At 69.7% G+C, this 23,483-nt stretch carries 15 protein-coding genes and 1 pseudogene; 5 read left to right on the top strand and 11 right to left on the bottom strand.

What is annotated here, in order from left to right; translation table 11 throughout:
* Positions 1 to 80 precede the first annotated feature (80 nt).
* Both AMS65_RS02165 and hisS read right to left on the bottom strand, forming a co-directional pair.
* Entirely contained in the window at positions 81 to 515 is a 435-nt protein-coding gene (locus AMS65_RS02165) for a VOC family protein (RefSeq protein WP_053382516.1), read from the bottom strand.
* A gap of 167 nt (positions 516 to 682) precedes the next feature.
* Positions 683 to 1,991, bottom strand: a pseudogene (hisS, locus tag AMS65_RS02160) (histidine--tRNA ligase).
* 368 nt (positions 1,992 to 2,359) lie between these two features.
* Between hisS and AMS65_RS02155 the strand changes: the two are divergent.
* Together AMS65_RS02155 and AMS65_RS02150 are read left to right on the top strand one after the other, a co-directional pair.
* Entirely contained in the window at positions 2,360 to 3,457 is a 1,098-nt protein-coding gene (locus AMS65_RS02155; protein WP_053382515.1) for a hypothetical protein, read from the top strand.
* Positions 3,454 to 3,819 carry a GntR family transcriptional regulator gene (locus AMS65_RS02150; protein WP_053382514.1) on the top strand — a complete coding sequence of 122 codons (366 nt, stop codon included), beginning with the start codon at positions 3,454 to 3,456 and terminating at the stop codon, positions 3,817 to 3,819. The genes AMS65_RS02155 and AMS65_RS02150 overlap by 4 nt, the downstream gene beginning before the upstream one ends.
* Before the next feature lie 150 nt (positions 3,820 to 3,969).
* Here AMS65_RS02150 and AMS65_RS02145 read toward each other — a convergent pair whose 3' ends face one another.
* The 3 genes from AMS65_RS02145 to AMS65_RS02135 form a co-directional block, all read right to left on the bottom strand.
* Positions 3,970 to 5,592 (bottom strand): solute symporter family protein, encoded by a 1,623-nt coding sequence (locus tag AMS65_RS02145; RefSeq protein WP_053382513.1) that lies wholly within the window; start codon positions 5,590 to 5,592, stop codon positions 3,970 to 3,972.
* Positions 5,589 to 5,975, bottom strand: coding sequence for a DUF485 domain-containing protein (locus tag AMS65_RS02140; RefSeq protein WP_053382512.1), 387 nt, complete (start codon positions 5,973 to 5,975; stop codon positions 5,589 to 5,591). Before AMS65_RS02140 ends, AMS65_RS02145 begins: the two co-directional genes overlap by 4 nt.
* Before the next feature lie 111 nt (positions 5,976 to 6,086).
* On the bottom strand, positions 6,087 to 8,063 hold the full coding sequence (locus tag AMS65_RS02135) for an AMP-binding protein (RefSeq protein ID WP_075200789.1): 1,977 nt from the start codon (positions 8,061 to 8,063) through the stop codon (positions 6,087 to 6,089).
* A gap of 106 nt (positions 8,064 to 8,169) precedes the next feature.
* On the opposite strand from AMS65_RS02135, the gene AMS65_RS02130 reads away from it, so the two are divergent.
* Positions 8,170 to 9,036, top strand: a complete 867-nt coding sequence (locus tag AMS65_RS02130; RefSeq protein WP_053382511.1) for a LuxR C-terminal-related transcriptional regulator — start codon at positions 8,170 to 8,172, stop codon at positions 9,034 to 9,036.
* Between the two features lie 14 nt (positions 9,037 to 9,050).
* On the opposite strand, the gene AMS65_RS02125 is transcribed toward AMS65_RS02130, so the two are convergent.
* Complete coding sequence (locus tag AMS65_RS02125) at positions 9,051 to 9,806, bottom strand: MazG nucleotide pyrophosphohydrolase domain-containing protein (RefSeq protein WP_053382510.1); 756 nt, start codon at positions 9,804 to 9,806, stop codon at positions 9,051 to 9,053.
* A gap of 154 nt (positions 9,807 to 9,960) precedes the next feature.
* Here AMS65_RS02125 and AMS65_RS02120 point away from each other — a divergent pair, with 154 nt between their 5' ends.
* The gene (locus AMS65_RS02120; RefSeq protein WP_053382509.1) at positions 9,961 to 10,497 is read left to right on the top strand and encodes a hypothetical protein; all 537 of its coding nucleotides are present in this window, start codon (positions 9,961 to 9,963) and stop codon (positions 10,495 to 10,497) included.
* Between the two features lie 89 nt (positions 10,498 to 10,586).
* Here AMS65_RS02120 and AMS65_RS02115 read toward each other — a convergent pair whose 3' ends face one another.
* Positions 10,587 to 12,914, bottom strand: a complete 2,328-nt coding sequence (locus AMS65_RS02115; protein ID WP_083451413.1) for a helix-turn-helix domain-containing protein — start codon at positions 12,912 to 12,914, stop codon at positions 10,587 to 10,589.
* Positions 12,915 to 13,095: 181 nt separating this feature from the next.
* Between AMS65_RS02115 and AMS65_RS02110 the strand changes: the two genes are divergently transcribed.
* Positions 13,096 to 17,004: an S-layer homology domain-containing protein gene (locus AMS65_RS02110; protein ID WP_157502017.1), complete on the top strand. Its 3,909-nt coding sequence runs from the start codon at positions 13,096 to 13,098 to the stop codon at positions 17,002 to 17,004.
* 90 nt (positions 17,005 to 17,094) lie between these two features.
* Here AMS65_RS02110 and mfd read toward each other — a convergent pair whose 3' ends face one another.
* From mfd to AMS65_RS02090, 4 genes are all read right to left on the bottom strand, one after another.
* On the bottom strand, positions 17,095 to 20,949 hold the full coding sequence (gene mfd / locus AMS65_RS19760; RefSeq protein WP_053382506.1) for a transcription-repair coupling factor: 3,855 nt from the start codon (positions 20,947 to 20,949) through the stop codon (positions 17,095 to 17,097).
* Positions 20,946 to 21,572: an aminoacyl-tRNA hydrolase gene (gene pth, locus AMS65_RS02100; protein WP_053382505.1), complete on the bottom strand. Its 627-nt coding sequence runs from the start codon at positions 21,570 to 21,572 to the stop codon at positions 20,946 to 20,948. Before pth ends, mfd begins: the two co-directional genes overlap by 4 nt.
* Before the next feature lie 72 nt (positions 21,573 to 21,644).
* Positions 21,645 to 22,229, bottom strand: coding sequence for a 50S ribosomal protein L25/general stress protein Ctc (locus tag AMS65_RS02095; RefSeq protein WP_193786996.1), 585 nt, complete (start codon positions 22,227 to 22,229; stop codon positions 21,645 to 21,647).
* 422 nt (positions 22,230 to 22,651) lie between these two features.
* Positions 22,652 to 23,437, bottom strand: coding sequence for an IclR family transcriptional regulator (locus tag AMS65_RS02090; RefSeq protein ID WP_241489304.1), 786 nt, complete (start codon positions 23,435 to 23,437; stop codon positions 22,652 to 22,654).
* Positions 23,438 to 23,483 lie beyond the last annotated feature (46 nt).

The following is a 23,483-nucleotide window of genomic DNA, read 5'->3' as shown; positions in this document are numbered from 1 at the left end:
GCGGGCATGGTGCGCCCGCCGCACACCAGTCTAGCGGCCGACCGCCGACGGGCCGGGCGGCGGCGCGGTACGGGCACTGATCAGTCGTCGGCCGCCGCGAACGCGTCCGGCCCCGCTTCGGCAGCGGCGGGATCCATGTACAGGAACTCGAGCACGTTGCCGTCCGGATCCTCGAGATCGCGCGAGTACATGAACCCGAGATCCTGGGCTTCCTTCGGCTCGCTGCCGCCCGCCGCGAGCCCGGCGGCGAGGATCTCATCCACGGCCTCGCGGGAATCGCGCGAGAGCGCGATCAGCACCTGGGCGGTGGTCTTCGCGTCGGCGACGGTCTTGTCGGTGAAGGTGGCGAAGTACTCCCGCGTGAGCACCATGAAGAACACCTGCTCGTCCCACACCACGCAGGCCGCGTTCTCGTCGGTGAAGAGCGGGTTGATCTCGCACCCGAGCGCCGTGTAGAACGCCTTGGAGCGTTCGAGGTCGGCGGTTGCGATGTTGACGAAGATCTGGGTGCTCATGCGGTTCCTCCTGATCGGGCCGCTTCGGGACGGCGGCACATTCGACAGCGTCGCACTGTCGCGCCCGGAGGTCAATGCGCAGCGGCCGGGAAATAGGGCCGAAGGTCTGAGCACCGGGCCGTTCCGGGCTGCGCGGGATCTTGCGGGCTGCGCAGGATCCCGCGGGCTCAGCCGTCGAGCGGGCGGAACTCCAGCGCCCCGGCGTCGCTCACCCCGGCCCGCACGTTGGCGAAGCTCGTGAAGCCCTCGCCCGCGACACGGGCGAGCAGCGTCTTCATGTTCTTCTGCCGCCGCTCCAGGCGTACGCGGTGCCCGCGCGCCACGAGATCCCGTTTGAGCGCCACGAGATCCTCGAAGGCCACCTCCGCGTCGTACACGAGCGCGACCGCCTCGGGCCCCGTGGACTCGGGCAGCGTGATGAGATCCACCACGCGCTCGAAGCCGATGGAGAAGCCCACCGCGGGCACGTCCTGCCCGAGGAAGCGCCCCACCATGCCGTCGTAGCGGCCGCCGCCGCCCACCGAGCTGCCCGAGCCCGGGTGCGCGACCTCGAAGATCGTGCCGGTGTAGTAGCCCATGCCGCGCACGAGAGTCGGGTCGAAGCGCACTTCGACGCCTTCGGGCAGCGCGGCGGCGAGCGCGTCGCAGCGCAGCGAGGTTCCCGATACCCGCCGCCGCACCGGGGTTCTCGGCTGCGCCCGGCAGCACGGCTCCGATGCCCGCTCCCGTGAGCGGGATCCCGTCGCCCGCGAGCGCGGGTTCGACGGCCGCGAGTACCGCTCCCAGCCGCTCAGCGGCCTCGGGATCGATGTCGCGCAGCTCCTCCACCACTCCGCTCGCGCCGATCTTGTCGAGCTTGTCGACGGTGATGAGCGCGCGGTCGTGCGTGTCGGACGGGAAGCCGCAGTGCTCGAGCAGCCCGAAGAGGATGCGGCGGTCGTTCACGCGGATCACGCAGCCCTGCAGCCCCAGTTCGGCGAGCACCTGCGACGTCGCGGTGACGAGCTCGATCTCGGCCAGCAGCCCGGGCTCGCCGATGATGTCGATGTCGGCCTGCACGAACTGGCGGTAGCGCCCCTTCTGCGGGCGCTCGGCCCGCCACACCGGGGCGATCTGGATCGCGCGGAAGACGGGCGGCAGCTCGGCGCGGTGGCTCGCGTAGAAGCGGGTGAGCGGCACGGTCAGGTCGAAACGCAGCCCCAGGTCGGCGAGCTGCTCGGCGTTGCCGGCCTCGGTCGCCGCCTGCAACTGCTCGGGCCGGATGCCGCGCTTGAGGATCGAGAAGCTCAGCTTCTCGTTGTCGCCGCCCAGTCCCGCGTGCAGCCGCGCGTAGTCCTCGACCACGGGCGTTTCGATCTCGTCGAAGCCGTGCGCGCGGTAGACGCCCTTGATGATGCCGAGCGCGTGCTCGCGACGGGCCTTGTCTGCAGGGAGGAAGTCGCGCATGCCGCGCGGCGGGTTCACGGGGTTGGCCATGGTCACCTATTCTTCCATGCCTGCGGCGCATGCCCGTTCCTCGGCCGGGCCCGCGGCGCGTTCCCGTTCCGCAGCCAAGTCGGAGTCGCGTTGTGCCGCTATCCCCCGAGGCGATGCGGCCATTTACGACTCCCACTTCGTGGAGATGTCGCTATCCCCCGCCGCCGTGCGGCCGGGTACAGCTCTCGGCTCATGCGCGAACGCGGAGTCTCAGGTGGCTGCTTCAGCTGAAATCAAGCAGCCATCTGAGACTCCGCTTCAAGGCGGTACCTCTGCAACCGTCAGAAGACTTCAACTTGTATCACTCGAGGAACACAAGTTGTGCTAGGTTTGCGATACAAGATAGATCTCACATCGGAAAGGCGCTCATGGACGTCACCTATTGGTACCGCATCGTGCTCGGGTTCATCCCGATGCCGGTGATCGAGGCTCCGATCCTCGTCGGCCTCGCGCTCTTCGCACTCACCTGGCTGAGCCGCGGCCCGTGGATCACCCTGCCGGGAGACACCCATCGCCGCTTGCTGCTGACGCGGATCGGGATCTGGGGCTCGCTCTCCATCGTCGCCGTCGCTACGACGGTCGGCCTTGTCGCCGCGTTCGCGGGCTACGATCCGACCGGCGTCGCCGGGTGGTGGCGCCGCCCCGCTCCCGTCATCGCCGCCGCCTTGGTGATCGGGGTCGCCGCCCTGCTCCTCGCACGCGAACCGCTTCCCGCCCCCGGCGAGCGAGCGATCATGCCTCGTCGCCACTGGTGGAGCTTCGCACCGAAGGGACAGCTCTGGCTCGCGATCGGTTCGGCGGTACTGCTCGCCCTCACCTCCGTCTGGCAGGGCTTCACGACCACTCTGCTGCCGACCGGGGCGCAGATGATCGCCCACCCGACCTCTGACGGTGGCAGAATGATCATCCCTGTCGCCCCGTCGGAACGGATCCTGCCCGACGGCCCCTTCGTCGATAATCCCTCCGGCGGCGGGTGGCTGAACAATGGCGTAACCCTGGCCGTGCTCGCCATTCTCTTCGCGATCCTCATCACCGCGCTCGCTCAAGACGCCAACCGGCCGATCCCCGCACGCAGCAGCGCACCCAGCATCCGCGAGTCACGCGAGGCGACCGCCAAGATACTCGTCGCGCTCGCGCTCGGCGGCACGATCATCACACTCGGCATGCTGTGGATGTTCGTGGGCTACCTCGGCGGCTGGCAGGTCACCGTCGAGGCCTCGAACGACGCAGCTCCGGGACTGCCGCAGGACGAACTCGGACTCATCTCTCTCACCCCCGATTTCGCGGGCTTCGCAGGGATCTTCCGCTTCGGAGGCTGGTTCTTGCAGGGTGTCGGCGTCGCGTTGCTGCTGCGGCTCGCGGTCGACATCTGGCGTACGAACCGTCGGAGAGCGGCGCAGGACTCTGAGCGCGCTCATGAGGATCCTACGACTCCCTCCCCCACCGCGGCCGAGGCAGCGCGATGACACCCGTGAACCCGGACTCCCCGGCCCCGCGCACCGCGGACGACATCGCCGAGCTGTTCCGCGGTGCGATCCGCTCCGGGCAGCTGGGCGACGGCGAGCGCCTGCCCACGGTGCGGCAGACGGCGCGCGACTTCGGAATCGCGCAGGGCACCGCGGCGAAGGCGTACCGCGCGCTCGAGCAGGAGGGGCTGGTCGTCACCCGCACCGCCGCCGGCACCCGCGTGGCACCCGGGGCTTCGCGCGCGGCGGGCGCCGTCGTCGAGCGGGCCCGCGCGCTCGCCGAGGCCGCCCAGGCCGAGGGCACCGGCTTCGACGACGCGGTCGCGGTGCTCCGCGCGGTGTGGTCGGAACCGGGTGCCTGACCCCGAGCCGCCCCACGCACACCACCAGTGCCCCGCGACGGGCTCAGCTCGGATCCTTGATTTCGACTCCGCTGCGCTCCGCTCAATCGGCGGATCGCCCTGAGCCACCCCGCGGCTCCGGTCCCGAGCGGGGACCGGAGCCGCACCGCGCTAGTGCTTCACCGGCGGCTCCGCGCCGAAGCCGGTGAGCGCACGCACCTCCATCTCGGCCGCGAGTCGCGGCGACTCGCGACCCGGATCGGTGACCGATCCGAGCCACCCCAGGAAGAAGCCGAGCGGGATCGAGATGATGCCCGGGTTCTTGAGCGGGAAGATCGCGAAGTCGACGCCGGCCCCGAGCATCGCGGTCTCGTTGCCGGAGACGACGGGCGAGAAGGCGATCAGCAGCACGGCCGAGAGCAGGCCGCCGATCATCGACCACACGGCGCCGCGGGTGGTGAAGCGGCTCCAGAACAGGGAGTAGAGGATCGTCGGCAGATTCGCCGATGCCGCGACCGCGAAGGCGAGCGCGACGAGGAACGCGATGTTCTGCCCCTGCACGCCGATGCCGCCGAGGATCGCCGCCGCACCGATCACGAGCGTCGTGATCTTCGCGACCTTCACCTCCTGCCGCGGCGACGCCTGCCCCTTCTTCAGCACGCTGTTGTACACGTCGTGCGCGAAGGAGGCCGACGCGGTGATCGTGAGACCGGCGACGACCGCGAGGATCGTGGCGAACGCGACCGCGGAGATGAAGCCGAGCAGCAGCGGGCCGCCGAGGTGCAGCGCGAGCAGCGGCGCAGCGGAGTTCTGCCCGCCCGGGGCCGTCGCGATGGTCTCGGGGCCGACGAGCGCCGCCGCCCCGTAGCCCAGCACGAGGGTGAACAGGTAGAAGATGCCGATCAGCCAGATCGCCCAGACGACCGAGCGACGCGCCTCCTTCGCGGTGGGCACCGTGTAGAAGCGCATGAGCACGTGCGGCAGACCCGCGGTACCGAGCACGAGCGCGAGGGCGAGCGACACGAAGTCGATCGGGTTCGCGCCGTACTGCAGGCCGGGCGAGAGAATCGCCGCGCCGTTCGTGTTCTCCGGGTTGTTGACGGCGGCATCGAGCACGGCACCGAAGTTGAAGCCCTTGAGCGCGAGCACCCAGACCGTCATCGCTCCGGCTCCCGCGATGAGCAGCACGGCCTTGATGATCTGCACCCAGGTGGTGCCCCGCATGCCGCCGATGAGCACGTAGAGGATCATCACCACGCCGACCACGGCGATGACGAGCGACTGTCCGAGCTTGTCGTCGATCCCGAGCAGCAGCGACACGAGCCCGCCGGCGCCTGCCATCTGCGCGAGCAGGTAGAAGAACGACACCGCGAGCGTGGTGAGCGCGGCCGCCATGCGCACCGGTCGCTGCTTCAGCCGGAACGAGAGCACGTCGGCCATCGTGAACTTCGCGGTGTTGCGCATCAGCTCGGCGACGAGCAGGAGCGCCACGAGCCAGGCGACGAGGAAGCCGATCGAGTACATGAACCCGTCATAGCCGTTGATCGCGATCGCGCCGCAGATGCCGAGGAACGACGCTGCCGAGAGGTAGTCGCCGGCGATCGCCAGGCCGTTCTGGCGGCCCGAGAACGAGCGTCCTCCGGCGTAGAAGTCCGCAGCGCTTTTGTTCGTGCGGCTCGCGCGGATCACGATCACCATGGTCACCGCGACGAAGGCGAGGAAGATGGAGATGTTGAGCACCGGGTTCTGCTGCCCGGAGGCCTCTTCGAGGCGCAGGATCGCTGTCGTATTCATCGTGCACCTCCTTCGGCGGCGGACCCGGCAGATCCGGATCCGCCGACCTCGATGCTCTCGAGTTCCGCGCGCAGAGCGACGGTGGCGGGATCGAGCCGCTTGTTCGCGAACGACACGTACCACATGGTGATCGCGAAGGTCGTGACGAACTGGGCGAGCCCGAGCCACAGTCCGACGTTCAGTCCGAGGAGCGGTTGCGCCATGAAGTCGTGCGCGTAGGCGGCGAGAACCACGTAGAGCAGGAACCACAGCATGAACGCGACGGCGAGGGGGAAGACGAAGCGCCGAAAGCGGTGCTTGTACTCCTGGAACTCGGGGCGCGACTGGAACGCCTCGTAATCGATGGGGGCGCTCTCATCGAGCGCGCGTGAATCGGTGGACATGGGGCCTCCTTGCCTCATGGGAATACGGGAATGAGATTTCGACTCGGCTCCGCCTCGCTCAATCGGCGGTGTTCGACTCGGCTCCGCCTCGTTCGACCGGCGGCGAGCGCGTCAGCGCGGCAGCGTCACCGCCTGCGTCGCGGGTGCGGAGACGGTGGTCGAGAGCGCCGCCACGAGCGTGTCGATCACACTCGGATCCTCGATCGTGGCCGGCACGGTGTAGGGCTCGCCGTCGACGATCTGACGCATGGTCTTGCGCAGGATCTTACCCGAGCGCGTCTTGGGCAGCCGGTCGACGATCGTCACGTCGCGGAACGCCGCCACCGGGCCGATGCGATCGCGCACGAGCTGCACGAGTTCTGCTGCGAGGTCCTCGCGCCCCACGGTCTCACCGTGCTTCAGCGTCACGAAGCCGGCCGCCCGCTGCCCCTTGAGCTCGTCGTGCACGCCGATCACGGCGCACTCGGCGACGGCCGGGTGCTGCGTCAGCACCTCTTCGAGCGAGCCGGTCGAGAGCCGGTGCCCGGCGACGTTGATGACGTCGTCGGTGCGGCCCATGACGAACAGGTAGCCGTCCTCGTCGAAGTGACCCGCGTCCCCCGTGGCGTAGTAGCCCGGGAAGGCCGAGAGGTAGGAGTCGATAAAACGCTGTCGGCTCCCCCAGATCTCGAGCAGCGCGCCGGGCGGCAGCGGCAGGCGGATCGCGATGTTGCCCTCGGTGCCGGGGGCCGTGATGTCGTGCCCCTTCGAGTCCACGATGCGCACGTCGAAGCCGGGCATCGGCACCGACGTCGAGCCAGCCTTGGCAGGGAGGGTCTCGATGCCGCGGGGATTCGCGCAGATGGGCCAGCCCGTCTCCGTCTGCCACCAGTGGTCGACCACCGGCACGCGCAGCCCGTCGTTCACCCAGTGCCAGGTCTCGGGATCCATCCGCTCGCCGGCGAGGTAGACGGCCCGCAGCGACGACAGGTCGTGAGCCGCGAGTTCCTCGAGTCCGGGGTCCTCCCGCCGGATGGCGCGCAGCGCGGTGGGCGCAGTGGAGAGGATCTTGGCGCGGTACTCGGAGAGCACGCGCCAGAAGGCCCCCGCGTCCGGCGTGCCGACCGGCTTGCCCTCGTAGAGCACCGTCGTGCCGCCCGCGAGCAGCGGCCCGTACACGATGAACGAGTGGCCCACGACCCAGCCGACGTCGGATGCCGTGAAGATCGTGTCGCCCGGACCGAAATCGTAGATGTTGCGCATCGCCCAGGAGAGCGCCACCGCGTATCCGCCGCTGTCGCGCACGACGCCCTTCGGGCTGCCGGTCGTTCCGGAGGTGTAGAGGATGTACAGGGGATCCTCGGAGCGCATCGCCACGGGGTCCGCCGCAGCCGAGTCGGCCTCGAGCGACGCCCAGTCCAGCCACGCGATCTCGGTGTCGTCGGCGTAGTCGGCCGCGGATCCCGGCACAGCGTCGCGGTCGTGCACGATCACGGTCTCCACGCTCGACTCCCCGCCGCCGCAGATGTCGAGCGCGCGGCGCACGAGCGGCAGGTAGGCGACGGTTCGGTTCGGCTCGAGACCACCCGAGGAGGTCACGACGACTCGCGGCTTCGCATCCTGGATGCGCACGGCCAGCTCGTTCGCTGCGAAGCCGCCGAAGACGACGGAGTGGATCGCGCCGATCCGCGCGCACGCGAGCATCGCGATCACGGCCTCGGGAGTCATCGGGCAGTAGATCAGCACCCGGTCGCCCGCCTCCACGCCGACCGCCCGCAGCGCCCCTGCGAAGCGGGCCGCTCGATCCCGCAGCTCAGTGTAGCTGAATCGTGCGCGGGTACCGGTCATCGCCGAGTCGTAGATCAGCGCGGTGTCGTCCCCGCGCCCGGCCGCGACGTGCCGGTCGAGCGCGTTGGCGCAGACGTTCACCCGGCCGCCGGGGAACCAGCGCCACTCGGTCTCGCTCCGCTCCTCGATCGCGGCCGTCGGAGGCGTCTCCCACTCGATCCGCTCGGCGGCCTCGAGCCAGAACCCCTCCCGGTCATCGCGGCTTCGCTGCGCAACCGTCCGGTACCCGCCATCGGCTGCGTGTGATGCGCGTACAGTCACTGGTTTCTCCTTTGAAATCGTGATCTTTCACCGCTTCGTTACGGTGGCGTTCACGATGCTAGATATTCGGGTTAGCATGAAACACCCCCGAAAGTTGGTAGTAACGATGACGCAACTCACCGACGCCTCCGCTCAGCGCACGCTCGACGACGCCGTCGCGGAGTTCGCGCGCGCCACGCGGTTCCCGCTCGCCTTCGGCGGCTTCGAATCTGGCGGGGTCTCCACGATCACCGCGCTCGCCGGCCATCGCACGCTCAGCCTGCAGGGTCTGCGGGTCGAGCACAGCCGCGGCCTCGGCGGACGGGCGATGAGCGAGTGCCGGCCTCGGCTCACGACCGACTACGCCCGCTCGCGGCACATCACCCACGACTACGACGCCGAGATCAGCACCGAGGGCATCGTCTCGCTGTTCGCGATGCCGGTGATGGTCGGCGGCGCCGTGCGAGCCGTGCTCTACGGCGGCACGCGCGGGGGCTCGGTGCCCGGCGCGTCGTTCGTGCACGCCGCCGCCTCGGTGGCCGGCGCGTTCGGGCAGGAGATCCGCGTGCAGGACGAGGTCGAACGGCGCGTCACGGCCGCTGCACTCGATCGGGCGCGGCAGTCGGAGACTCCGGCGCCAGTGCTCGAGGCGCTGCGCAGCAGTCACGCCGAGCTGCGCAGCATCGCGGCCGAGGTCGCGGATCCCGCGCTGCGCGAACGCCTCTCGCTGCTCGAGCGGCGGCTGGCCGGGATCGGCGGCCCCGCCAACGGCGAGGCCGCGCTTGTCGACGAGCCGACGGTCACGCTCTCGCGGCGCGAGACCGACGTGCTCGCGCACGCGGCGCTCGGCGGCACGAACGCGCAGATCGGCGCGGCCCTCGGGCTCACCGAGAGCACGGTGAAGAGCTACATGCAGGCGGCGATGTCCAAGCTCGGGGTGTCCACGCGGCACGCGGCCGTCTCCGGGGCGCGCATGCGAGGTCTCATTCTCTGACCCTTCTCGCGGGGTCAGCCCTCGCCGTGCATGACCCTGGCCGAGAGGCGATCCACCGCGAGTCGCAGGGCGCGATCCGGATCCACTCCCGCGGCGTTCGCGCGGGTCACGAGCGCGAGCATCGCGTCGCCGATGCCGAACTCCGCGAGTCGCTGCTCGTCGGGGCCGATCACCGCCGCGAGCGGGTCCTCGTGGGAGCGCTCCGTCGCCGAGGGGTTGATGAGCCCCGCGCGCCGCAGCCGGTCCACGACCTTCGCCGCCCGCGCGAGCACGGGCATCCCCACGGGGATGCCGTCGAGCGGGCTGCGGGATCCGCGATCCTCCCCCGCCGCGTCCTCCTTGAGGCGCTCCCACTCCGCGTTCAGCTCCTCGACGGACATGTAGCCCCGGTCGCCGAAGACGTGCGGATGACGCGCGACCAGCTTCTCGTTCAACGCGTCGGCGACGGCCGCGAGGTCGTAACCCTCGCCGTCGCGCTCCGCGATCGCTGCGTGGAAGAGCACCTGATAGAGCACGTCGCCGAGCTCCGACCGGGCCTCGTCGGCGGGCAGCTCCCGCTCGATCGCGTCGATGAACTCGGCGGTCTCCTCGACCAGGTAGCGGGTCAGCGACTCGTGCGTCTGGGCCGCATGCCAGGCGCAGCCGCCGGGCCGCACCATGGTGCGCACGGTGCGGGCGACGCGCGCCAGCGCCTCTGCCGCGCGGACCGCTGAGGCGTCCTGGTCAGGTGCATCCGCACGGTTCTCGGCGTCTCTGTTGGCGCTGTCCATGCTCTCCAGCCTACTGACCTCGCCGCCGGCAGCCACTGCCGGACGGTGTCGGCCGCCCTCCGTCACGGTCGCGGTTCGAATCTCGGCGGCAGGGTCTGTAGACTTCCCGGGGCACTCGCTTGAGTGCCTGCAATACAGGGGGAAGGAACTCACTATGAATTCGATCGTTCGCCGCACGGGCGCCGTCGTCGCAGCAGCAGGGCTCGCACTCGCGCTCGCATCCTGCTCGGGCGGGCAGAGCGTCGCCGACGCCTGCAAGATCGCCGAGGAGACCATGACCGAGGTCGTGACGCAGTCGCAGGCCGACACGCAGCAGGCCCTCCAGGGTGCGCTGCAGGGTGAGGAAGTCGATTTCAACGCGATCTTCCAGCCCATCAAGGAAGCGCTCAGCGACACCCAGAAGAAGGTCACCAACGAAGAGGTCAGCACCGCGCTCGACGGCTTCGTCACCGAGTACAACTCGTTCGTCGGTGTGCTCGAGCAGGTCGATCTGTCGGGCTTCCAAGAGCTCTCTGACCTGTCGGATCTCGACCCGAGCGATCCCGAGGCGATGGCCAAGATCGAGGAACTGCAGGAGAAGAGCACCGAACTGCAGCAGCAGGCTCAGGATCTGCAGACGGATATCCAGGACAAGACCGAGGCACTCACCGCAGCGAGCTCGGAGCTCAGCGAGCTCTGCACGACCAACTAGATCGGGCAACTCGTTCAGATGGCCCGCATTCGCTTCCGCGAGTGCGGGCCATCTCGCGTACTCAGCGTAGGCACTCGCCTCGCACCAGATCATCGGCGCCCTGGTGATCTCCTCCGCTCACCCGTCTTCCGGTACAGGCGCGTGATGTGCCCCTCGACCGTGCGCGGCGAAACGCCCCAGCGTGCAGCTATCTCCTCGTTGCTGAGCCCCTCGGCAATGTGCCGCGCGACCTGCTGCTCTCGCGGAGTCAGAGGCGTTCCCTCCCCGCCTGGCACGCCGCGCATCAGCGGGTGGTGCTCAAGACCGAACTGGTCGATCGCCGCACGCGCCATCACGCCCGCGCGGCGTCGCACCGTGTCGGGAACCCCGGGGTGACGCACGACGCTCGCCGCTGCCTCGGCGGCGTAGACCGCGAGTCCAGCGGCTTCGAAGCCCTCGGCTGCCGTGAAGATGGCCACGGGATCGTCGTCGACGAGCGCCCTCGCCAGGTCGACGCGCAGTGCATGCAACGTGCCGTCGAGGTGCGGGGCGAATCCCAGCAGCGCGCCCGCCGCCTCCTGCTTACCGAAACGCACTCCGCTGAACAGGGCTTCTGCGGCATAGCCGTACTGCCCTTCGGCGACGAACGCGTCAACGGATTCACGCAGCAGCGGCATCGCCTCCCGGCGCCCAAGCAGGAAGCGCAGCTGCGCAGCGCCCGACTGGAGCCCGCCTCCGATCACCGCGGTCCCACGCGCTCGTGCTTTCTCGAAACGGCGCAGCATCTCGGCGGCGATGTCGAGTTCGCCCTGCAGCGCAGCCGTCACCCCGACGGTCACGAGGACCGCGGGCGCCAGGCCGCTCGGGTCGGTTCGCTCGGTGGCGCGCAGCGTCTTCTCCGCAAGGGCACGCGCCTCGGCCACGCGCCCGCATGCCAGCTCCCATCCAGCCCGCGCGAAAAAATAGCGTATGAGTTCGGGCCCATCGGGGTGCGCACTCGTGTCGGAGACATAAGTGAGCAGCTGCGCATAGGCGGCGGGACCGTTGCAGTTGAGCGCCGTCACCGTGATGGCCACCCGCAACGCCTCCTGCGCCGCGGCAGCCTCGGCCGCGGGCAGCTCACGGGCTGCGGCCGACAGAGCAAGGGAGCGCCGCAAGCCGGCCTCGGGCTGCCCGGCAGCGCTCAGCGCGAGCGCCTCGACCACGTGCACGCGCAGGCGCAGCAGCGGCGAGGCGGTTCGGCGCAGTGCCGCGGTACGGCGTGCTTCCTCGGCAGCCAAGCGCGTGCGGCCGCCGTACCCCAGATGCAGCACGCGATGCGCCGCGAGCAGCGCGCGCTGGGCCGCAGGCAACGCGACGTCATCGGCCAATTCGCCGAGCGCAGCGTCAAGCGAACCGGAGCCGTAGTGCAATATCTCAGCGCGAGCCACCGCGATCTCGGCCCGCAACTCGGCAGCGGCAGGGTCATCGGCTGCCGCTGCCTCAGCCGCGGCGTCATCGATACGGGCCACGCTCTCAGCCGTATCGAACAGCATGCGCGCCGCTGTGGCGGCGCGCATGCGCAGCCGTGCCCGCTCGGCTACGCCGAGACGTTCCGAAGCCTGGCGCAGCCCATCTCGCACCGCTCCCGAAGCTCCAGGCGCACCGGCATCAGACGCGCGGGCATCAGGTGCACCGACATCCGCTGCAGCGACGTCGCCCCGAGCGGCCGTGGCGGCGGCAGACCTCTCCAGCCCAGAGGCCTGCTGTGCGAACACCAGGTCGACGAGCCGCAACACCTGCTGCCATTCGCCCCCCTCGGCGAGACGATCCGCCGCATCGACGATGACTGCGGCGGCGATCGGCTCGCCTGCCGCGAGCATCCAGAGCACAGCAGCGGGCTCGTACCGGGTCCCTTCGAGCGCGCGCCGATACACTCTAGCGGCGAGCGCGTCGGAGGCGAATCGCCGCATCCCGTCGGCGATGGCTGGTGAACGGAAACCGAGTCGGCCCGAGGTCTGGCGCTCCACCAGACCGAACGCCACGAGATCGGTCGTAGCCCGCCGCACCTCGTGCGATAACTCCTCCGCCACCGCAGGCGCTTGCAGAGCGAACTCGCTTGCCGCATCGACCCAGTCGGGATCGCAAGCGGCCATGACACCGCGCAACCACGGCAGCACGACATCACGAGCCGGCTCACCGGCGAGCGTCACGATCCCGTCGATGCGTTCGACCGCGCCGACGCGCCGAGCCTCATCCGCGAACCAGCCGAGCAATTCGTGATCGTAGCCCGCGGCACGGCCGAGGTCGCGCGCGGCAAACAGGTCTACCGGTCCCGCGAAGCGCAACTCGAGAAGCGCGAGCGTCTCATCGAGTGAGATCGGGCTGTTCCTCGTCGTACGCCCGTCACTTCCGCTCGCCCAGGGCAGAGGCCCCTCGAGTCCAGCGCAACGGTGCATAGTGTCCAATTATATGACCCACGGGCCGTGGCAGGATCATAGCCCGCCCCGATGGCCGACCCCGCGCAGGGAAATCGCGGGTCTACCACGCTACCGGCAGCAGCGCAGCTCAGGTCGAATGGAGGCAGCGCGGCGGAGGGCGCCGCTCGGGGCCGTCGGTGGCGCCCGGAAGGGGAACATCGTGCACACATCGAACACCGCAGTTCTCGGTCGACGACTCGGGCGGGTACTCGCCCTGCTGCTCGGCACCGCCCTGGTCGCGACGCTGGTGGTCGAGCCTCTCCCCCCACGGGCTGAGGCGGAGAACGGTACTGCCATCGAGTTGCCCGACTTCTCGATCCCGATCCTGCCCGGCACTGATCCCGCTGCCGATCCTGTCGAGGTGATCGTGCAGAACGGGATCATCCAGCCCGATTCCCCCGTTCCCGCTCCGCAGTGCGTGTCAGACGTCGCGGTGCTCGGTTCGCTCGTCACGAATACCTGCACCGGCGGCGATGTACGCCAGCCGCTCACCATGCTCGGCACACCTCCGGCGACGAGCGTCACCGAGGTGTTCAGCAATCCGGAGGCCGCCGCCGCACTCGGGTGGCTCGTGCCGAGGGCAGAGGAGACGCTGCGCACCCTCTACGATCTGCCGGCCGACAACCGCATTCGCAAGTACGCACGCAGCCAGCTCGCCTCATTGATCACCACTGAGGTGCAGGCCCTGATGACCCGCTACGTCTACGGCGACGCGCTCGAGGCGCACGAGACCTCAGCGGTCGAGTACGTACGCGACCAACTGCGGCAACGGCAGTTCACGTCAGCCGTGGCGGCGAAGCAGCTCTACGACGACTACCTCGCGAACCCGTGCACGTTCAGGCCTCCGACCGCCCCGGAGGGCATCGATGCCGCCCAGATTCCCGCCCTGCCGCAAGAGCTGCGCGCCTGGTGCCAACTGCGCACACCGAGCCTGTTTCGGGGGGCGCCGATCCCCACGGCGCAGAGCTTCACCGCGTGGGGCGCGTTCCAGGCCGGCTCGGAGGACGATCTCACCGCGCTCGCGTCCGATGCCGTGTTCTCGGAGCAGGTTCGGCAGGCGCAGATCGGCACCTTCATGGCCGCGGGCCTCGGGGTCTCGGTCGCGGCGGGAGCCACCCTCGGGGCGCTCGTCGCGGTCGGCGCGGTCAACATCTCCATCATCATCGGCGTGGTCTTCCCGCACGCGCTCAAATCCAGCTTCGTCGTCGGCAGCGCCACTGGCGCATCGGTGGCATCGAGCTTCAGCACGGTTGCCGCGGTCACCGGTCCTGCAATCATCATCCTCGTGAGCTTGGCAATGATCGCCGTCTCCATCTGGCAGTTCGTGAGCGATGCGGCCGTCGGCACCACGCTCTCGCGCAACGCGGCGGGCCAGGGTGTCGACGTGCTGCGCCTCGACGAAGAACGGGCGGCCCGTGAAGGCGTCGCCTACCAACCGGATATTCCCGCGTTCGAGCACTTCCAGCAGCACCCGCCGCAGCATTCGGGTGCCGAGGCCCGGGATCAGATCAACGCGCTGCTGTTCTCCAAGTCGCTCGCGGAGTCGGATGGCGCCACGGCACGACCGCTCCCCGCGCTCTGGCAGCTCTCCGAGCGCAGCGACATCACCGACTACCGGTGGACGCTCGACGGACAAGAGACCGATGTGGTGTCGCTCAAACTGCCGCACGACCGCGGCAGCCAGGAGCTCATGTTCCGCGACGGCTGGCTGCTGAGCCGCAGCAACAGCGGGTCATGGGTCCCCACCACGGCGTTCGAGTACGTCGATTCGCGGCACAGCGATCCCGCCGCCGCAGCAAGCGTGGCGAGCCGGGCCTGGTGGCCCGATGACACCAGCCCCACGAAGCGGCGCGGCGGCTTCACATCGCTGACCGCCGCGACCGAACCCGACGAGCCGTTCACCGTCGCGGGACAGCTGGGCGCCCTCACCGTGGTGCTCGCCGACGGCTCGCACGGCCTGCTGCGCCTGCTGCCGCCCGAGTCGATCACGCCTCGCATCACCCCCAGCGCATCGGGGGTGATGCTGCCGAACCGCGCGCTGGTGCTCTCAGCGAATCCGCTGACCGACGAGGGAGCCTACCAGCCGGCGTTCTTCACCGACGCCGCGCGGTTCAGCTACGAATGGCGCGTGTACGCTCCGGGCGACGAGACACCGTCGGTGCACTCGGGGTTCCGCCTCGCCTTCGCACCCGATCGAGTGGGGCAGCACATCGCCGAGGTCACGATGACGCGGTTGGACGCCCCGGACACCGACCCCGTGCACGGCCGGGTGGAGTTCACCGTCGGTGCGCCGGAGATCCAGATTCCGGTGGCCGAGCTGCACGACAACGGCTACGACGGCGTGGAGCTGTCGCTGCGGTTGGCCGCGAACGTCCCGATCGACGAGTTCACCGTCGAGGTGCAGTGGCCCAAGCGGGCCGGCGAGGAGGAGTCGCCCTCAATGCGTGCGGTACTCCCCTGCTCCGCAGACCCGGTTTCGTGCGCGGTGACAGTGCCCGCGGGCACGCTCAGCCACGAGCTGCATCCCGACACCGATCTCTCTCAGCCCGTGATCGTCTCGATCGCGAATCAGTGGGGCACGACGGCGGTGCGCGAGCTCACCATCGACAGCACCCGCCGCTTCTCGATCGAACCGGCCGCACCGTCGGCCCATGCGAGCGCGCGCATCAACTGGCACGGTCAGCAGAGCGCGCAGCTGCAGATCCCGATCGCCACTGACGGCACGGCCACCATCGCCACCCTCGCTGCGGGCGATCTGCCGCTGCCGGAGGGCCGGTCCGGTAGCAGCACGGTCGCCTTCGCGCTGGGGGACGGCCAGCTGGGCCGGTTCTTGCCGCTCGTGCGCGAGACGGGAATGCTGTCGCTCGACTGGAGCGGATCCGAGTGGGAACTCAACTACCGCGGCCGCCTCACGGCGAACGACATCGGCACCTTCAGCACGCCGATCACCATCGAGGCGGTGAACGGCGCCGAGCGGGTGCGCAACACCTTCATGCTCGACGTCGAGGTGGTGCCCGCCTACGACGACCGCCGGGTGCCGCTGATCTACGATGCCGCGCTGCTCGCAGACGGCTACCCCGACACCAACCTGATCCACGAGAAGACCGGGAAGCCCGTCTTCGTGGTCGATGTGCTCGGAGGCACCGAGGAGGAGAGCACCGCCGACGCGGGCGACGGCGGGTACTCCGGGAACATCTGCTTCTGGATGCAGTCGAACACCACCGGGGAGCAGCGGGATCTGTGCGAGGGCTACGAGCAGTTGCGAGCCGGTGCGGCCCCGCACCCGAGCGGCCTTCCGGTGGTGCCGATCGACCGGCTCTTCCCCGAGGGGCTCACCGGCGCCTCGTTCCGGATCGAGGCCTGGCTTCCCGATGAGGAGACGGCGCGCACGCGGTACCTGTTCTCTGTGACGGACGCCGACGACAGCAGCGGTGACGACGATGACGACGAGACGCCGGTCACACCGCCGCAGCCGGTCTTCCGCGATGTCACTCCGAGCAGCAAGTTCGCGCGCGAGATCCACTGGATGGCACAGCGCGGCATCTCCACCGGGATCAGCCGGATCGACGCCCGGGGCAGAGCGTACCGCGTCTACGAGCCCCAGGCCCCGGTGACACGTGAGGCGATGGCTGCTTTCCTCTATCGATCGTCTGCGCCGAAGGATTACCGAGCGCCGAGAGTATCTCACTTTGCGGACGTGCAGCCAGGCGACAAGTTCTACCGGGAGATCTCCTGGATGTGGGATTCGAAGCTGAGCACCGGTCACCGGCAGGCGTCCGGCAAGCCGACATATCGCCCCAAAGCGCACGTCACCCGCGAAGCCTTGGCGGTCTTCCTCCATCGACGCGACGCAACGCCCCTCTCAGCGCCCCCGCAGGCGTCGCCGTTCGCCGATGTGCACCCCCGGGATCGCTTCTTCCGACAGATCTCCTGGATGAACGAGACCGGGATATCGACCGGCATCCGACAGCCCGGCGGTCGGCCGAAGTACGCGCCGAAGAGTTCGGTCAGCCGCGAAGCCATGGCGGCCTTCCTGTACAGGGCGGACAGCCGCGCCTCAGCGGGCTGAAGGCCCCCGAGCGCGGATACCTGGGGCGGGGCGCATCTGGTCGGGGATCCCGGATTCGGGATCCCCCCCCCGTGCCGCAGGGCCTGCGGGTCAGGATCCCGCCGGCGCATCCTCCTCGAGCAGGGTCGCGAGCACCCGCGCCGTCCAGGCGACGATGTCGTTCTCGTCGCCGACCTTCTTCTGCCCGACGCCGGCCAACGGGCTCCGGGACGACGCGGTGCCGCCCGGGAGCGGCACCTGCAGCGTGCCGGATGCCTCTGTGTACCGTGCTCCCGGGTACATACGGTTCATGCGCATGCGCCGGGAGTCGAGCAGCTTGACGGGTTCGATGCGGAGCGCGGGTCCCGCCGCGACGACCTTCGAGAGGCCCAGGCGCGCTGCGCGCCGGCGCAGCGCGGACACGGCGGCCAGCCGCAGCACCTCGGCCGGCGGCTCGCCGTAGCGGTCGGTGAGCTCCTCGAGCACCAGCGCCACGTGGTCGTCGGGAGCCTGCGGGTGCGAGGCGGCCGAGAACTTCTGGTAGGCCTCGAGTCTCAGGCGCTCGCTCTCCACGTACTCCTCGGGGATGTGCGCGTCGACGGGCAGCTCGAGCACCAGCTCGACCGGTCCGGTCGATTCCTCCCCCTTGAAGGTGTTCACCGCCTCGCCGATCATGCGCAGGTACAGGTCGAAGCCGACACCCGCGATGTGGCCCGACTGCTCGCCGCCGAGCAGGTTGCCAGCACCGCGCAGCTCGAGATCCTTGAGCGCCACCTGCATGCCGGACCCCAGCTCGTTGTTGGCCGCGAGTGTCTCGAGGCGCTCGTGAGCGTGCTCGGTGAGCGGCTTCTCCGGGTCGTAGAGGAAGTAGGCGTAGGCGCGCTCGCGGCTGCGCCCGACCCGACCGCGCAGCTGATGCAGCTGGCTCAGACCGTATTTGTCCGCGGCGTCGATGATGATCGTGTTGGCGTTGGCGATGTCGAGGCCGGTCTCGATGATCGTGGTCGAGACGAGCACGTCGAACTTGCGCTCCCAGAAGTCCTGCACGACCTGCTCGAGCTGGTGCTCCCCCAGCTTGCCGTGCGCCACGGCGACCCGGGCCTCGGGTACGAGCTCGGCGATCTGCGCGGCGACCCGGTTGATCGATGCGACGCGGTTGTGCACGAAGAACACCTGCCCCTCGCGCAGCATCTCGCGCCGGATCGCGGCCGTGATCTGCTTGTCGCTGCGAGGGCCGACGAAGGTGAGGATCGGGTGCCGGTCTTCGGGAGCCGTCGCGAGGGTCGACATCTCGCGGATACCGGTGACCGCCATCTCGAGCGTGCGCGGGATCGGGGTCGCACTCATCGCGAGGATGTCGACGTTGGTCTTGAGCTTCTTCAGCGCGTCCTTGTGCTCGACGCCGAAGCGCTGCTCCTCGTCGATGATGAGCAGCCCGAGATCCTTGTAGAGCACGTTGTCGGAGAGCAGGCGGTGCGTGCCGATGACGACATCGATCGTGCCCGCGGCGAGCCCCTCGGTCGTCTCCTTCGCTTCCTTGTCGGTCTGGAAACGGCTGAGCGCCCGCAACTGCACGGGGAACCCCGCGAAGCGATCCTGGAAGGTCTCGAGGTGCTGGTTCACGAGCAGCGTGGTCGGCACGAGCATCGCGACCTGCTTGCCGTCCTGCACCGCCTTGAACGCGGCGCGCACGGCGACCTCCGTCTTGCCGAAGCCGACGTCACCAGCGACGAGGCGATCCATCGGGATCTCGCGCTCCATGTCGCGCTTCACCTCATCGATCGTGGTGAGCTGGTCGAGCGTCTCCGCGTACGGGAACGCCTCCTCCAGCTCGTGCTGCCACGGGGTGTCGGGAGAGAACGCGTGCCCCTTCGACGCGACACGGGCGGAGTAGAGCTTGACGAGCTCCACCGCGATGTCGCGCACCGCCTTGCGGGCCTTCTTCTTGGCGTTGGCCCAGTCGCTGCCGCCCATCTTGGAGAGGGCGGGGGCCTCACCGCCGACGTAGCGGGAGAGCTGATCGAGCTGATCGGTCGGCACGTACAGCTTGTCCTTGGGCATGCCGCGCTTGCTCGACGCGTACTCGAGCACGAGGTACTCGCGCAGGGCCTTCGTCGCGTCGCGTCCGATGCCGGTCGGCACCATGCGCTGCGTCAGCTCGACGAACCGCCCGATGCCGTGGGTCTCGTGCACCACGTAGTCGCCCGCGACGAGCTTCAGCGGATCCACCACGTTCTTGCCGCGCCGCTTCGCGAGCTTCTGCCCGCCCGCGACCTGCGACCCCACCGAACGCCCGAAGAACTCCGCCTCGGTGGCCAGCAGCAGCTTCGCCTCGGCGCTCTCGAAGCCCGACCACGCGGTGCCCGCGACGAGGTAGACGATGCCGTCCTCGAGGCGCTCGGGAAGTTCGTCGACCATGCGGGCCGCCGCACCCGCCTCGGAGAGGACGTCGCGCGCCCGCTCCACGAGGCCGACGCCCTGGGCGCTGACGATCACGTGCCAGCCGTCGCGCAGGCGCTCGGAGAACAGGCGGATCGCGGAGCCCGTGGCATCGGCTCCGGCCGCGTGCCGGGGGAAGGCTCCGCCGGCGACGTTGACGGCGAGGGGGTCTCCGTCGATTGAGCGGAGCGAATCATCCCGCTGGTTGAGCGAGCGGAGCGAATCATCCCGCTGGTTGAGCGAGCGAAGCGAGTCGAAACCGTCGAGCGATCCAGGTTCCGATCCTTCGACTCGCTCCGCTCGCTCAGCCGGCGAGGAAGCAACGTCCTCACCGGCGACGAAGGTCGAGACCGTCCACCACGGCCGCCCGTGCGACGCCGCGCGCAGCTCGCCGACGGACAGCATGCCGCTGTCCTCCGTGGGTACCGGCGCATCGGCACCGGCGGTGGCCGCGATCCAGGCGGCCTCCAGGAATTCGCGGTTGGTCTCGGCCAGGCTCACGGCGCGCCCCGCCACCCGCTCGGGCGACGCGACGAGCACCGCGCCGCCCTCGGGCAGCAGTGCGGTCAGAGGCTGCACACCGGGAACGAGCTGCGGCAGGAGGCTCTCCATGCCTTCGACGGGGATGCCCTGGCTCATCTTCTCGAGCAGCCCGCCGAGCGCCGGGAAGCGCGGCAGCAGTTCCGCAGCGCGCTCGCGCACCTCGTCGGTGAGCAGCAACTCGCGCGCCGGCCACAGCTCGACCTCGGGGAGCGGGTCGCCCGCGCTGCGCTGGTCGGACACGGCAAAGCGACGGATCTGGTCGATCTCGTCTCCGAAGAAGTCCACGCGCACGGCCTGCGAGGCCTCCGGCGGGAAGACGTCGAGGATCCCGCCGCGCACGGCGAACTCGCCGCGCCTCGTGACCATGTCCACGCGCGTGTAGGCTCGCAGCACCAGGCCGCGGGCGATGGCTTCGAGGCCGACCTCGCCGGTTGAGCGAAGCGGAGCGGAGTCGAAACCATCCGACGCCTTCGAATTCCGTTCCGCCACGCTCCTGGTTTCGAGTCGCTGCGCTCGCTCGACCATCGGGGTCTCCCCGGCGCGCAGCACCAGAGGCTCGGCCTGGGCGGCGTGCGGCGAGACCGGCTGCAGCGCGGCCCGCACCGAGGCCACGAGGATGAGCGGGCGTGCCGGGTCGTGCTCGCGCAGCAACCGCAGCGCCGCCGCGCGGCGCCCGACCGTCTCGGCGCTCGGGCTCAGCCGCTCGTGCGGCAGCGTCTCCCACGCGGGGAACTCGGCGGTCCGCGCCTCGGGCACGAGAGAGGCGAGTGCCGAGCGCAGCGCGTCCGCCTCGCGGCTCGTCGCGGCGATCACGAGCAGCGCCCCGCGATCCCCCGCCTCGCGGCGGCGTCGCAGCAGGCCGGCGATCAGCGGCGCGCGCAGCCCCTCGGCGACCGAGAACTCCGAATCGAGGGGGCTCGCGTCGAGCGCTCGTGCGAACGACGGCGAGGCCTCGAGCAGCCGGTCGATCCCCCGCAGCGTCATTTCGCGGCCCGCCCGTGGAATCGCTGCTGCGCGGCCAGCAGGCCCTCGTCCACGATCGCCTCGGCCGCGTCCGCCGCGTCCTCGAGCAGCACCGGGAGCGTGCTCCGCTCGCTCGTGCCGAACGGTCGCAGCACGTAGTCGGCGGGGTCCTGCTGCCCCGGCGGGCGGCCGATGCCGACGCGCACCCGCAGGAACTCCGGAGTGCCGAGTGCCTTGGCGATGTCGCGCAGGCCGTTGTGCCCGCCGTGCCCGCCGCTCTGCTTCAGTTTGACGCTGTCGAAGGGCAGGTCGAGCTCGTCGTGGATCACGATGATGCGATCCGGCGCCACGTCGAAGTACTTGGCGAGCGCGGAGACCGGGCCGCCCGAGGTGTTCATGTAGCCGTTCGACTTGGCGAGGATGAGCTTGGGCCCGCCCGGCCGAACCCTGCCCTCGGCGATCCGGGATCCGGTCTTGTGCGGCGAGAACCGACCGCCGATGCGATCGGCGAGCACGTCGAGCGCCATCTGCCCCACGTTGTGCCGCGTCGCCTCGTACTTGGCACCGGGGTTTCCCAGGCCGACGATCAGCCAGCTGTCACCGGACACGCGATCCTCCGTCTTTCTCCGCTTGCTCCAGAACATCGATCATCCTCGCAGAATGCGAACGGGCCCGTCGAGCAGGCGATGCTCCACGGGCCCGAACGCCGTAAGTGATTACTCGGCAGCGGCTTCCTCAGCGGCCTCTTCCTCGGCCGTGGCGCCGCGCGGCACGACGATGTTGACGACGAGCAGGTCGGCGTCGCCGAGCAGGCTGGCGCCCTTCGGCAGCTCGATGTCGCCGGTGACGATGTGCGCACCCTCTTCGAGGCCCTCGACGCTCACCTCGACGTTCTCGGGGATGGAGGTCGCGGGAACGCTGAGGTGCAGCGTGTTGAGCTCCTGCAGGGCGTTGGTGCCCGCGAACGACTCGCCGGTGACGTGGATCGGCACCTCGACCTCGACGGTCTCGCCCTTCTTCACGACGAGCAGGTCGATGTGCTCGATGATCTGGCGCACCGGATCCTTCTGCACGTCCTTGACCAGCACGAGCTCCTTGCGGCCCTCGATGTCGAGCTCGATGATCGCGTTGGCGTGACGGATGATGAGGCTCAGCGGGTGGGTCTCGACCGAGACGTGCACCGGGTCGGTGCCGTGGCCGTAGATGACGGCCGGGGTCTGCCCGACGGCGCGCAGCTTGCGCGCTGCACCCTTGCCGAAGCTCTCGCGGATGGAGGCGACCAGCGTATTGGTCTTGCTCATGATGTTCTCTCCTTGCGGGCTCTCGCCCAATGAGGGCGGCCGTGCCGCCAGGATTGGTGTCTCGCACTTGCGTAGTAACGCAGCAAGATGGCCCGCTGAGGCAGTCCGTCCCGCGTCGATCACGGGCGCCGGAGCGCCCCTCGCCGAAGTACAGCTCACTATTCTACACGGCCGCGAGACTACTGCGGCTCGGCTCCCGTCGATGCGCACGGTTCCGCGGAAGATATGGGATCTGCCGTGGATATGCGATTCAGACCAGGATCGGCCATATCTCCTGCAGATCCCATATCTTCTGCGGAACCATGAACTGCAGCGCGCGAAGGCGATTCTGCAGTCGGATATGGAAACCAGCTGGTCCAGACGCGCGCGGCCCGGCCCACAGGACCGAGCGGGACGGCCCTCAGGACCGAGCGAGACGGCCGTCAGCTGCGCGCAGCCCGGCCGTGGATCCGCGCCGACAGCGTCTCCGCAGTGCGCCGCACCTCCGCGGCGAGCGCGGCGAGCCGTTCGTCGGCGAGGTCCTTCTCCTCGAACGTCGCCGCGAGCGCGGCCACCGGCCAGCCGCGATGATCGAGCACGGGCACGCCGATCGACGCGAGGCCGGCGGTCACCGACCCCCGCTCCAACGCGAACCCCCGCGCACGCGTCTCGTCGAGCACGGCGCGCAGCCGCGAGTAGCGGTCGATCGCGTCCTCGCCCTCGGAGTGGCGGTGCACGAAGGACTCGCGATCCGGGAACAGCGCCCGCACCTGCGCCTTCGGCAGAGCCGCCAGGATCGCGCGCCCGCTCGCGGTGAGCTGGATCGGCAGCCGCACGTCGACATCGGTGACGAGGTGCGGGGATCCCGGCGCACGCTCCTCGATCACGTACAGCACGTCGCGGCCGTGCGGCACGGCGAGGTGGCAGCTCTGACGCACCCGGTCGACGAGGGCCGTCACGAGCGGGCGGCCGATGCGCGCGAGCGGCTCCTGCCGGGCGTAGGCCGAACTCAGCTCGACCGCGGCGATCCCGAGTCCGTACCGCTTCTCCTCGGGCAGGTGCATCACGAAGCCGTGCTGCTGCAGCGTGGCGAGCAGCTGATAGACGGTGGATCGCGGCAGCTCGAGCCGGCTCGCGATCATGCTGGCGGCCATCGGGCCCCGCGATCCGGCGAGCAGGCCGAGGATCCGCAGCGTCTGATCGGCCGCGGGCACCTTCGGCGCGCTCACGCTCGCAGCCCGTCGACTCGTGGCGCCCGCGCCGCCCGGTCGCCCT

It is taken from the genome of Leucobacter celer subsp. astrifaciens, assembly GCF_001273835.1.
Classification (GTDB): Bacteria; Actinomycetota; Actinomycetes; order Actinomycetales; family Microbacteriaceae; genus Leucobacter; species Leucobacter celer.
The sequence above is the reverse complement of the archived record's forward strand: the minus strand, read 5'-3'. Positions and strand labels throughout refer to the sequence as shown.

Bases quoted from the DNA above. Each gene is read 5' to 3' on its own strand.
- AMS65_RS02115 (WP_083451413.1), bottom strand. From the start codon at position 12,914: ATGCACCGTTGCGCTGGACTCGAGGGGCCTCTGCCCTGGGCGAGCGGA.
- mfd (WP_053382506.1), bottom strand. From the start codon at position 20,949: ATGACGCTGCGGGGGATCGACCGGCTGCTCGAGGCCTCGCCGTCGTTC.
- AMS65_RS02155 (WP_053382515.1), top strand. From the start codon at position 2,360: ATGGACGTCACCTATTGGTACCGCATCGTGCTCGGGTTCATCCCGATG.
- AMS65_RS02140 (WP_053382512.1), bottom strand. From the start codon at position 5,975: ATGTCCACCGATTCACGCGCGCTCGATGAGAGCGCCCCCATCGATTAC.
- pth (WP_053382505.1), bottom strand. From the start codon at position 21,572: ATGTTCTGGAGCAAGCGGAGAAAGACGGAGGATCGCGTGTCCGGTGAC.
- AMS65_RS02145 (WP_053382513.1), bottom strand. From the start codon at position 5,592: ATGAATACGACAGCGATCCTGCGCCTCGAAGAGGCCTCCGGGCAGCAG.
- AMS65_RS02095 (WP_193786996.1), bottom strand. From the start codon at position 22,229: ATGAGCAAGACCAATACGCTGGTCGCCTCCATCCGCGAGAGCTTCGGC.
- AMS65_RS02125 (WP_053382510.1), bottom strand. From the start codon at position 9,806: ATGGACAGCGCCAACAGAGACGCCGAGAACCGTGCGGATGCACCTGAC.
- AMS65_RS02120 (WP_053382509.1), top strand. From the start codon at position 9,961: ATGAATTCGATCGTTCGCCGCACGGGCGCCGTCGTCGCAGCAGCAGGG.
- AMS65_RS02165 (WP_053382516.1), bottom strand. From the start codon at position 515: ATGAGCACCCAGATCTTCGTCAACATCGCAACCGCCGACCTCGAACGC.
- AMS65_RS02130 (WP_053382511.1), top strand. From the start codon at position 8,170: ATGACGCAACTCACCGACGCCTCCGCTCAGCGCACGCTCGACGACGCC.
- AMS65_RS02150 (WP_053382514.1), top strand. From the start codon at position 3,454: ATGACACCCGTGAACCCGGACTCCCCGGCCCCGCGCACCGCGGACGAC.